The following is a 12,975-nucleotide window of genomic DNA, read 5'->3' as shown; positions in this document are numbered from 1 at the left end:
ATTTTATCTGAACAAACTCACATTGCCCTTTTGTTCATATTCTTTATCGTCTTTGCCGGTTGCTTTAATGGTATAAAAGTAAACTCCACTTGAACATTCAGCGCCGGCAAAATTTTTACCATCCCAGGCAATATTTCCGGTTGTGCTAGTAGTTTCATATACTTTATTTCCCCAACGATCATGAATAATAGCTGTTACTTCTTTTAAATTTGCCACTTTCAAAAAGAAAACATCATTACTTCCATCTCCATTCGGAGTGAATACATTCGGAACTTCCATTTTAGATGGAATATCTACTTTAATAACTTGAAAAGCGGTATCCACACAAGAACCCTTAGTGGCAATTATCATAGCGGTGTATGAGCCCGGTGCTAAATAGGTTTCGCTGGTTTGAGCGGTTGTTGTAACTGTTTTTACATTTCCATTACCATAACTCCAAACCGTTGTGATACTGGTTGTGCCAAAAGAACTACTGGTATTATTAAAGAAATTAACGGTTAAAGGTGCGTAGCCTGTTGATGGGTTTGCTTCAAATGATGCATTTAATCCTCCTGCACCAACAACAACAGTGCCCGTTGCATTACATCCCGTTAAGGTGTTTGTAGCTACGAAAATATAAGTTCCTAATAAGGAAACTGCAACGCTAGGCGATGTAGTTCCGCTTAAGTCGGGATTTAAAGTTATTGTAATAGCATTTGTTGGACTAAATGAAGATCCTATTGGATAATTCGTAATTAAATATCGCATTCCGCCTGTATTGGTTCCTGTGATAGCCATACTTAATGTGGCTTGATTGGCAGCGCAATCTAAAGTACTTGTTGAAACGGGATTCGTTAAAACCGGTGGCTGTGTTCGGTCTAATACATTAACAGTTCCTGAGCCCGGACAGCCATTGTAATTATCAATCACGCTTAAGGTATACACGCCAGGAACATAACAACTGTAGTTAGATGTACCGCATATTGTAGTCTGTGGCGAAGGTCCATCCCAACATGGATTCGCAACGAAAGCGCTTGGTCCGCCTCCAGAAGTTGTGGTGCTGCTTCCAGTTGTTAAAATTACCGGAGCCGTAGAAACTTTACAATAAATTGCAGTAGGGGTAGCTATGGAAATTGTTGGACTTGAAATAGGTGGTTTAAAGTTTTGATTAATGGTCATGACAGAAGTCGATTGACAAGCATTATTCGTGTTTGTTGCTACAACTGTAAAGTTTGCGTAGGTTAATGAAGTAGTGCTGGTATTTGGACCATTTGCAGGATCACCAACAATAACCGTAGGAGTAGAAAGTGTTGGTGGAGTAGAAGGTACATTCCATGTTACTTGAGTGAATTGTGTGGTTGAGCTACCTGTTGCAAGTAAGGTCGGATTATAACATGTTAGCGTTTGAGTTAGAATATTAGCTACTACATGAGGAGCAACCGTATTTTGCAGAATTGGAATGCTTAGGTATGATCGACAAAAATTAGAATTATCTTGAACAATGACGGTCCATGTTCCGGGAATAGTTGTAACCGTTGAATTATTATTTCCTAATACTACACTTGGCGTTACCACTCCGGTAAAACTTGGTGCTAAAAATGTATAACTGCAAGTAGCAGGTGGAGTTTGAGTAGAAAGTGCATTTATAATTGATATAGTTGTGCTGTTTAAGGGCACGCAACCAATTGAAAAGTCGGTTGTACTACCAACGGCAAAAGTAGGAAATGCAGATAGGGAAGTTACCGTTACAGTTTTTGATGTTTTACATCCGGTAACCAAATTTGTTGTTTGTAATGTATATACTCCCGGAGGTACAGCTCCTGAAAGTATAGAGAGTGTGTTATTAGAAGTGGCAATAGGAGGTCCGAATGGGGGAGGGTTGATAGGACTAAACCAATCGTGTTGCATATTTATGGTTGGGTTGCTGCATGTACCGCTAAAAGTTACGGCTGAAGTGGAATTACAAGTAATAGCTTGCGAATTCGGACTTACCGTAGTGGTAGGCGCGATGGTATTCATTACGATAGCAAAGGTTTGACTATTGGATGTACATCCTGTGCCGGAAGCAGACACAGTATAGCTGCCGGTGTTGGTAAATGTAACAGTTGTTCCGTTCTGTGGTGGATCTGATAAACTAGTCCATGTATAACTGAGCGAAGCCGGTGCAACGTTTAAAATCACCATGGTATTAGTACAGGTAATGGAATAAGGTCCGTTTGGTGGGGTTAAGGTAAAATCACAAGGGGGCTGAGCTTTTAATTGAAATGCAATTAAAAAAAACAGTGCAAATAAAATCGAATTAAATTTTGACATAAAAATGTTTACTTATTGTGTGTAGTACAAAAGTAATCATTCTCCTCATTTTTTAGCTCAGTAGTTATTAGTTTTTAATAAGTAAATAAATTTTTAGATGAATGCTTATTAGCAATTGATAAATGTTAATTTTTATTGGATTGGAGGACCAAGCTGTTAACAAAAAAGGGAGTTAACAAACTCCCTTTTCTATTGTTTAAAAAGTGCTTATTCAATGACTAATTTTTTTGTTGTACTGCCTGTTTGATCACTTATTTTAAGGAGGTAGAGGCCCGGGGTAACACCATTAAGTGATATTTTTTCAGATTTATTTAATGTTTCGGATTCGTAAATCAAGCGTCCGTCATAACTAATTAATTCAACCTTACATTTTTGGCAATCCGGTGACTCTACGAAAATACTTGAGCTTGCCGGATTAGGATATAATTTAATTATTTTATTTTCGCTCATCCTGTCTTCCAATCCAATTACTGTAATATTCACGATTTTCTCAATAGTATCCGAATCGCAATTGCTGTAGGCAATTAATTTTACGGTGTAAGTTCCGTTCGCTGTATAAGAATAAACCGGGGTATTTACTGTACTGGTTGCTCCGGCCTCAAGTGTCCAGGAGTAAACAGATGCATTCGCCGTTTGATTAATGAAAGTTACGGTATTGCTGTTGGCTGAAGGTAAAAAATTGGCGTAAACAATTTGTGATGCAGGGTTTAAAGCTGTATCTGCTATACCTTGACTTAAGTTATAATAAGTACCGCTTGGTGTGTTTTCCAGTTTCAAAGTTCTAACCATGTATTTATAAGTGCCTTGGTACATCAAACAATTGTCAGTATAAGTTAAGCCTGTAAGAGGGGAAGGATTCAATTTTACGTAAACATCATTACTGTCATTTTTCATGTAAATATTATATCCGATAATATTTGTTTCTGTACTTGCAGACCACGAAATATTGCAGTTATTTCCAATGCGAGTAGCTACCACATTGGAAACCGGAGCAATTACATCATTCCGCAAACTTGGATCTCCCATTAATCCATTATGAATCCAGTTTGCAGTAATTCCATAATAATTAGGATAGTAAAGTGCGGCTTGTAAATTCATGGTTTGTTTCATGCAATATCCAGCGGTTTCTCCTAGTGCCATCCAGTGATATTGATGATGAGGTCGACCTGACCACGAATTAATTAGCATTTTACCTTGTGCCAATGGAGCTCGTAAAAAATTGTTCTGTGAATCCCAGTCACCAAAATAACTGCCAAATAACATCGTAAATACACCTTGTAAATTTGCCGCAGCAAAATTAGCTGTGTTGCCAACTCCGCTACAACTGGAGAAACTTCCACCACCGCATCCATACGACCATTGATAACTTGTTGTGCCTGTCATAGCTGTAAAATAATCAGCGTTTATTACATTGGTACTTCCTACTAAAGCAGCCATGTTATTATATCCGCTTGCACCAAAAGCTTCACCATTCATAAATCCAAAATTTATATCTGCAACTCCACGTTTTTCTACCGTAAAATTCTTCATGCGGTAATCGTGATCTTTATCTAAATAATTTTTCATTAATTGCAACTCAGTTAAAGTAAAAGTAGGCATGTTGTATAAATCTACTCGTCCCACTTCTAATTCTAAAGATGTTGGTAAAATACTTTGATCAAATTTTCCGTCACCCGGCACGTTTTGTGTTCTTGCCGGAGAAGCTGTTGTAGAGTTTACAGAAACATCAGTCCAGGTTCCGTTTAATTCTCCATAATAAGAATCAGTTGGCCATGCTCCTAAATGGTCTGGATGTCCATCAGGATTCATGTTTCCGCTATAAGGCACAGGCACGTGTCCGAAAATAAATAATGCTTTTGTGTTTGGTTGATCTTGATTATATACGCCTAATATTTTATTTTTTACATTGGTTACTTTCCCGGTACGCAATACATCAATGCGCTTCACTCTCCAGCCATCTCCATCTAAATCATTTTCTAATCTTTTTAATTCAGGTGCTAAAGATGTTATAAAAGTACTATCCACCACCAAAATCATAATTCCTCTGTTTTCTGTTACCGGAATTTGAATTCCTGAATTGATAAATCCGTAGGCGGTATAATTTGTTCCTGTTCTCACGATTTTATATTCATATGAAGTACCAACAGCAACAGCATTATCTACATATTGCGTAACCGAAGATGCTAATGTGGCTAAAATAGAGCCCCATGAAACATCGGTTTTTAATTTTCGGTACAAAGTATACTGCGTTGTTGTAGCATTGGTAGACCAAGTTAAAGTAATAGATGGAGGCGCAACTTGTACCGCTGCATTAAGGGGAACAGCAGCATCAGTTACACTTTGAGCTGACAAGACTTGAACTCCGAAAGATAAAAGCAGTAAAAAGTAAATTTTTCTCATAGTAATTTTCAAATTTTAACGAAATTAGGTAAAATACATCCAATCTATTTTCCGCTTATGTAAAATTGAAAATTCATCTAAATCCATTAAGGTTTATTTTTTTAGCAATTCAAATTTGCATGTAGCTGTTTCACCTAAATTATCTGTAATACTCAAAGTGTGTTTGCCTTTTACGGGCTGTGTGGCTATTTGATGGAATTTTTCTGTGGCAGCTATGTAATTTCCATCCAAATACCAATATAAAATTGCTTTCGGATCCTTATGTGCAGCTTTAAAAATACACTGACTTAGTTCTCCTTTTTCGTTAATGGGAATGTATATTTTAAATTCATTTCTGGGATAAATAATTTCCAGTTGTTGTTGATTATTTTGATTACAGTTCGGTAAAAAAGTCGGTAGAGGTTTATAGTAAATATTGTGCTGTTTGTAAAAATATTCCTGCATTGGGCTTGCAATAAACCAAGGCTTTTCAATCATTTCAGTTACATCATAACAATCAGCATTTACACGGTAGCTTTCTGTTTTATCTAAATAAATAGTTTTGTGAAACGAACAAGCTTCAGTTTTGGAAGAACCTTTAGGAAAAAAAGAATAGGCAGGGTTCGGACAAATACTCGATGCTTTAAATCCGCTTTGTTTGCACACTTTTATTTTCTCCAAATCACTAACAGGTTCGGTAAACCAATTTGATTTTGGAAGTATATTGAAGGTAGCAAAGAGAAGGGGAGCTGCGCAACCGGTACCAGTTAAATCAGGTCGGCCTTCTCCACTCGCATTACCAACCCAAACGGCAACCGTATACTTTGGATTTAAACCAACAGCCCAGGCATCGCGGAAACCAAAGCTTGTTCCTGTTTTCCAGGCAATTTTAGTTTTGGAAGAAAATTGCATCCATCCGGTATAATCCTGTGGTTTTACCAGTTCGGTCATCGCATTAAAAGTATACCAAATAGAAGATGCGCTAAGCAAATCATTTTTTTGAAATTTATTTTTTGATTTGTTTTCTATATGATTTACTGCAGTTAAAGGTTTGTAATTGTTGGATTGATAAGTGCTTTTTGAATTTGAATAATTCAATAATGATCTGCCCATAGAAGCATAAGCAGAAGAAATTTCCCATAAACTGGCTTCTCCTCCTCCTAAAATAATAGACAGTCCGTAATGAGCAGTTGGTTTTGTAAAGGAAGTAAAACCCAATTGTTTTAACCGTTGATGAAATTTAGCCGTACCATATAACTTCAGCATATTCACTGCGGGAACATTTAATGATCTGGATATGGCTTTACCTGCAGGCACTAAACCATCGTATTTTAAATCAAAATTTTTGGGCCCGTATGAGCCGATTTGTATTGGGACATCCTCTATAAGTGCATTTGGGAGCAGCAAATTGTCATTAAGTAAAAATGCGTATAAAAAAGGTTTGAGAATACTGCCTGTACTTCTGGGTCGATTAATAATATCTACATAATTTTCATGCGCATTAGTTGATGAATAGGCATTGCCGATATACGCAATTATTTTCCCGGAATGTGTTTCGCTGATTAATAAAGCAGCGTTGTGAATTTGATTGGCGCTTAACACGCTCATGTGTTTATTAAGTATTTCATTGGCTCGGATTTGAATATTTTTTATCAAAGTGCTTCGGTAAATCTTTCCTTCGCCATTTTCTTCTATAAGTCTGCTTAATAAATGAGGAGCCAATTGCGGAAGGGGTTCAGGTTTTTCCGGTAACTCTTCCAGCAAAGCCAGGGAATATGTATTGCTGTCAATAATTTTTTTATTCAATAATTTTTTTAATAAACGATTTCGCTTTTCCATTAAACGTTTATGATTTTTACCGGGATAAATTAATGAAGGGGCATTTGGTAAAACCGCCAGCAGCGCTGCTTCTGCCCAACTGAGTTTGTCCGAACTTCTTCCAAAATAACGCCAGGAAGCTGCTTCCAATCCTATAACGTTACTGCCAAAGGGCGCGTTACTGCAATATAAATTTAATATTGAATTTTTTTTGTACGAAAGTTCAATACGAATAGCAAGCAGTATTTCTATGCATTTTTGAAGATAAGTTCGAGATTGATTCCCTCTGATTATTCTCGCCAATTGCATGGTAATGGTACTTCCACCACTTTTAATTTTTCCGGCGCCGGCATTTCTCTTTAAAGATTTAAAAATAGAAACAGGATTTATCCCCGGATGCGTGTAAAAATATTCGTCTTCAAATTGTAAAATACAATGTTTAAACTTGAACGGAATGCTATCGCTGGTTGGAAATCTCCATTGTTCGTCGGTTGCAATTTTTGCAGATAATAATTCACCCTTTTGATCCAATAAAACCGTGCTTATAGGCTGTTTTATCAGTTGTTTGGGTAACCAGGCCCAATAAATAATAAGCAATATAGCTGTGAAGGCTAATTTTATTTTATGATTCAGGAAATATTTTGACAATCTGCTCTCAGACTTTATTCTTTCCAATGGCATAAATAAAAGTAGTGCAGTAAATTATTTTCCGGCAACGTCTTCATTCTTCATCCTTTTTACCACTTGTGTCCATTCTCCTTTATTTCGGGCGTACACACTATTATCATACATGGCCTCTACATTTACGGCCGGTAAATAATATTTCCCTTCATAGGCGGCATTTAATCGGATTTGAAATATTTTACTTTCCGTTGTTCTTAAATCAAAATAAGTTAAAACTCTGTCGTCTTTGATGTCCTGATAAGTGAAGTTGTAATTACTCACAGCACCTTCGTCCATTCTGCTATTGTGTATTTCCCATCCTGATGGTATATAAGTTGAAAGAGCCAGATTCTGAATTTCGCCAACAAGCCCTAAATTTCTAACATTCACTTCCATAATAAGATCTTTTCCCTGTGGAATTTCACTTACACTTATCGGGGAGCCATTAATGTCTTTATAAATAACATTTAAACTGATGTTTTCATTCCCTTCAGCTTCTGTACCTATAGCAGGTTTACCTCTTTGAACCAAACGAACATACAATAAACCTTTACCTTTATTTTCGATATTAAATTGTCCTTTTTCACTTGATTTGAAATCAATTGGTATTTGGGTGATGGCTGAATTCCCTTTAATTTTTACCTCTTTACCATTTAGTTCAACTTCCACTTGCATTGCTGAAGCGTCTCCGTATTTTTTAATGAACTCGGCAACTGCTACTAAACCGTACGCTGTAGATTGGGTGCTCATCCAACTTTTTGAAGACAATGAAGCGGATATTTTTTTAAGCTGAGTAAATGCTTGTGTTTTTTTATTCATTAAGCAAAGTACTTGCAGTATCATAGCTTCGTCGCGTTCAGATGATCCATAAGTATAATAATTTATTCTGTATGGGTTAACAGCGGTTGTTTCATTTGCAATTAATTTTTCTGCTTCATCCAGTTGACCAATTGTTGCATACGATGCGGCCAACATCCAGCGAGCTTGCTGGGTGAGTAATGAATATTCTCTTAATCTGTTCATCGCACTTTTGGATGGTTGTCCGGCTAATGCTAAAACGAAAAGGCGGTAAGCTTGATTGAAATCATTATTGTAGGTCGAATTTTTATTCAGCTGAAAATTGAGTGCTTTTTTATTTTGATAGTCCGTCCATTTTTTCTTGAGTCCATTTGGTAATGAATATCCTTTCTTTTCAGCAAGTATTAAAAAGTGGCCGGCGTAGGTGGTGCCCCAATCATTAGATTCATTCATGCCTTGCCAATAACTCATTCCTCCATCTGCTATTTGAAACTTGTGTAGTTCAGCAATTCCCTTTTTAATATTTGCATCAATTTCTGTTTTTCTTTCAGGGGATAAGTTTAATATATCTGTTAAATATAATTGAGCAAAACTTTGAGAGGTAGTTTGTTCAACACAACCATGCGGATAGGTAATCAAATAATGTAATCTATCGTCGAGGTTGATGGGTGGAATAGTGGATAATTCTATTACGCCGGAATTACTTCCTGCTACACCGGAAGCTGAATAATTTTCCTTTAATTCTTTACCTGCATCAACAAAAAAATCCTTTGTTGATGTTTGATATGGATTTGGATTTCTCACATCCAACTCAATTTCATACGTAGCCGTATGGCCGCCACCGGTAGCTGTAATTTTTACTTTTCCGATACCGGGTTTACTTTTTACTTTCAAATTATAAACAACAATTTGCTCATCATTGGCTTTTACGTTGATGGTTTTGGAATTTCCTCCTACAACTTGCAGTAAATCATTGCTCTCAATTTTTACGGTTGTGCTTCCTACATTTTTTTCACCTCCAAAAATACTAACCGGTAATTTAACTTCTTCTGTTATGCTTAAAACTCGTGGTAATGTTCCTAAAATCATAAGCGGTGCTTTTACCGGTGTGGTTTTTTCCGCCATGCCATACGCGCCATTATTTCCTGCAATGACCATGGTGCGAACAGAGCCAACATAGGAAGGCATTTGAAAAGTTATTTTCTTTTTATCTCCTTTTTTCAAATGAAAAGGACCAAAGAATCTTACCATGGGTTTAAATCGATTAGCCTTGGCGCCATCATCATTACCGGATTCGTTTCCGTCACCTCCAACACTTAATACACGTTCGAGTTCGGTACCAAATGCGCCAATCACTTTATCATATAAATCCCAGGTTTTTACGCCTAGTGCTTCTTTAGAATAAAAGTTATTCCAAGGATCGGGGGTTTTAAATCTGGTAATATCCAACAATCCTTCATCTACCATGGCCAGTGTGAATGCCATTTCGTGTCCGTTTTCTTCTTGTATTTCAATTTCGGCTGTTTTTTCCGGAACAAGCGTTGCAGCCATTTTGATTACGGGACGTAAATGTGTTTCCGGATTATCAATATTAATTGGAACTACTCCATATAATCTTATAGGTAAATCATTTTCTCTTTGATGAGGTTGAAGTAATGAAACATGTACATAAACGTTAGGAGCCATTTCGGGCGTTACATTAAATTTAAAAACCGTACTTCCTTTTTCAGTTTGTAACCAATGTGCTTCTAAAACCCTGCTGCCACTTTCAATCGTAACTAAAGCCCGGCCCTGTTGTGGAGAAGGAATACTCACCGAAACTTCTTCTCCGGTTTTATAGGAAGATTTATCCGTTGTGAATTTTAGCATGTTTGCAACAATTTTGTTAGACGAGCCGCCATCTCTTTCCATCCAATTAGCCCAATCGAAATACGTGATTATTGAACTTACATGTCCACCTTCTGTATCTGTAACGCGAATTAAATATCTTCCCCATTTAGTTTCATCTAAATTTATTTTCACTTTGGCTTTTCCGTTTGAGGTTGAAACTACTTCGGAGTGTACCGGTTTGTGATATTCATCATTCACATAAGAAGCCGCATCGGAGCGGTATTGATCCCACCACCAACGCCATTCTAGTTTGTACATTTCAAACTTTAAATTATTTCTGTTAACCTGGTTTCCTTTATGATCAACGCTTGCTATTTCGATAACGTGATCTTTGCCGGTATAAAGTATTCCGCTATTTTTTTCGCCTTCCGGAAGTTTTATTCCGCAATAATAATTGTATGGAGAGTAATCGATACTGAAGCGATCAATACTAAATGCACCACCGGTTTCAAACACACGTGTAGTAAATGATGCGCGAAGCATTCCCGGTGCATTATCATTTATATCTACATTTAAATTTGTACTTAAATCACCATTGTCATTTACATTTCCATCAAAGATATTGATGTTTTGTGCTTCAAATCTTTTGGTATTATCATCAAAATGGTAATCTTTAAAATTGTGGAATTTGGTATGTATTGAATTAAAATTGGCAGTGATATTTGTAGCCAGACCTCTGGCAATAGCGCCTGTTAACCATTGCGTATGTAAATTTAATTTTACCGGTTTTGTTCCGAGTATAAGTTTATTGTCGCCCATATTCACTTCAATTTTCAGTCGATTAGGCATGATGGTTTCAATCCGTAAATTTTTATAAAAACTCACAGAACCTACTTTTACCGTAGCACTCCAGTTTCCGGTTGGTACATTTTTATCTGTTACAGTAGAAAAATTATAGAAGCCATTAACCGGCTTACTGCTGATTAATCGTTTGTAAATTTGCCCTTGTGGGTTGGTTAATTCAAAAACTACAGGATGATTATCAGGAATGTTTTGCAGTTTATCTTCCAATATAAAACTTAGAAAAAGACTATCACCTGGTCGCCAAACTCCTCTTTCTCCATAAATAAATCCTTTAATTCCCTTGCGAATTGATTCACCGCCCACTTCATACATACTCAATGCAAGCGTAGTGCCATCATCCAGCCGCAAATAAGAACGTTCTTTATCTTTAGATGCTATAACAAAATAAGGTTTGTTGGGTGGATTTAGATAAACTTGGCCGTCTTTATTGGTTTTTCCTTCGGTTATTAATTGTTGTTGGTAGTCGAATAACTGCACATTAACATCGGCTATAGGATCTGTAGTTACAATATTATTTGTTACCGCCAAAAAAGATCCGTCATTTCCTTTTTTGAATGTTAAACCAATATCGGTTGCTAATATGCTTTTTGAAATTGTTCTTTCGTATTGTTTGTAATAGTAGGCTTTACAAGGGTTATCTCTATCTCTCCAATTGTAATCTTCATATTCACCATCTCCATACTCACCATAATAATCAGAATAACCTTCGTCATAATAATATCCATAAAAAGAAACTTCCTCTTCTTTGGGTTCTTTTATTTCTTCCATTTCAAATCGCTCATGATCGCTATTGCCCAGGCAAGGGTAAGTGGAATAAGCTTTTTGCATACTTAGATATACTTTGTAAATCGCTCCGGGTTCTGCTTTAATTAAATCTTCCAGGTTCAAGGAGAATTTTTTCCAGGTTCCAAATTCGCCGGGATTTGTGATGCCCAAGTTTATTCTTTTTTCAACAACTTTTTTTCCGACTTGGGCCAATTGTCCATTTCCATCTAAATCATTATTTTGTAAAAACTGAAGTACATTATTTTCATAAATGCGAATCACTTTTACATCTACTGCTCGTAAATTAACGGTTTCAAACGGCATGGATAATCCATTGGAAGAAGGTAAAATATTGCCTTCACCCACAAAACGGATGGCCGGTTTCACCTCACTGAAAACTATATTGTGTTTAGATTCTTCACCTAATCGATTTCCTTTTGAATCGCGAATGGATTCACCGATCGTTAATAGATACGAACCGGATTTAATATTGTTTGGGTAAATTAAAACCTGATTGTTGGAAATAATATACTTTAAATCGTTTTGATTGTTTTCGTTATCGTAACTATTTAATTGCTGACGATTATCCGGTTTAGTTAAGGTGATTAAACCTTCCATGCTTTGGTTTTGATCCAATGGATTGGAGAAGCAGACTACAATAAACTGCTCATTATCTTGTGCAATTTTTGCATTTAATAATTTAAATTCGGACTCTGAAGGGATAGGGTATATGCTGGATGATTTTACCGATAGATTAATATTAGAGGCATCGCATTTTATTTCCAGTTTCTGACTTCCGGAATTTCTTGCTAAACTATCAATCAAAAATTTATGTATGGTTCCTTTTTCATTATGACTCCATTTTAGGGTTACATTTTTACTGTTTAATACTCCTGAAATTATTTTTTCTGCTTCAGTGGGTTCAATAAAATCGGCTGAAGAAAGTGCACCACTTAAGCTGTAATAACTATAGTCATTACTGTGATAGGATTTTAATTCGCCGCAATCAAATTGAACGGATTGCTTGATAACCTGAAAATTGAATTCGAATTCTTCGAGTTCATCTTTTACTTCTGTGATTTTGTCAAGATGGAAAGTGGCCTTGTATAATTGTCCGGCCTCTAATCTTTCTTTTGGTTTAAATTCCAAGGTCTGCGCGTCTTTCCAGTATATTTCACCATCAATGCTTGGGCTAAAGGATATGTATATTTCTTCTAATGCCTTGTTAAGTTGTGTATTACCGGCAAATTCATTAGCGAATTTTATTTTAATGGTTGAACCGGAAGAGATGTAACCGGTTGTGAATGCAGATATGTAAGACGCAAACTCGGGATTTATTTTATTTACCAGTGCCGAATTTTTATTGGAGCCTGTGAGTTCTTTGATGGAATCTCGATTATTATAAATAAAAACACCTGTTGCTGTCATGGCCACACCAACAGCCATCCATTTTAATTTTTGTAAAATCATTGATAAAGAATTTACATTAAATATACCATTTTGAAGTTTTAATGCAAGAAAACTTTCTTCACAATTTTTTAGAAAACAGATGGATTAATTTAATGT

At 36.3% G+C, this 12,975-nt stretch carries 4 protein-coding genes; all 4 read right to left on the bottom strand.

All coding sequences use genetic code 11. The annotated features are described in order from the left end of the window. Positions 1-3 precede the first annotated feature (3 nt). The 4 genes from IPM51_11325 to IPM51_11310 all read right to left on the bottom strand — a co-directional run bounded on the left by IPM51_11325 (position 4) and on the right by IPM51_11310 (position 12,879). Positions 4-2,292, bottom strand: a complete 2,289-nt coding sequence (locus IPM51_11325; protein MBK9284890.1) for a gliding motility-associated C-terminal domain-containing protein — start codon at positions 2,290-2,292, stop codon at positions 4-6. 207 nt (positions 2,293-2,499) lie between these two features. Beyond that, on the bottom strand, positions 2,500-4,692 hold the full coding sequence (locus IPM51_11320; GenBank protein MBK9284889.1) for a T9SS type A sorting domain-containing protein: 2,193 nt from the start codon (positions 4,690-4,692) through the stop codon (positions 2,500-2,502). Positions 4,693-4,785: 93 nt separating this feature from the next. Continuing rightward, positions 4,786-7,137: a penicillin-binding protein 1C gene (gene pbpC, locus IPM51_11315; GenBank protein MBK9284888.1), complete on the bottom strand. Its 2,352-nt coding sequence runs from the start codon at positions 7,135-7,137 to the stop codon at positions 4,786-4,788. A gap of 54 nt (positions 7,138-7,191) precedes the next feature. Further along, a complete protein-coding gene (locus tag IPM51_11310) occupies positions 7,192-12,879 on the bottom strand; it encodes a hypothetical protein (GenBank protein MBK9284887.1) in 5,688 nt (1,895 codons plus the stop codon). Positions 12,880-12,975 lie beyond the last annotated feature (96 nt).

It is taken from the genome of Sphingobacteriaceae bacterium, from assembly GCA_016715905.1.
GTDB lineage: Bacteria > Bacteroidota > Bacteroidia > B-17B0 > Aurantibacillaceae > Aurantibacillus.
The sequence above is the reverse complement of the archived record's forward strand: the minus strand, read 5'-3'. Positions and strand labels throughout refer to the sequence as shown.

What these genes read in the sequence shown, in the direction of transcription:
- IPM51_11325 (MBK9284890.1), bottom strand. Translation starts at nt 2,292, where the DNA reads ATGTCAAAATTTAATTCGATTTTATTTGCACTGTTTTTTTTAATTGCA.
- IPM51_11320 (MBK9284889.1), bottom strand. Translation starts at nt 4,692, where the DNA reads ATGAGAAAAATTTACTTTTTACTGCTTTTATCTTTCGGAGTTCAAGTC.
- IPM51_11310 (MBK9284887.1), bottom strand. Translation starts at nt 12,879, where the DNA reads ATGATTTTACAAAAATTAAAATGGATGGCTGTTGGTGTGGCCATGACA.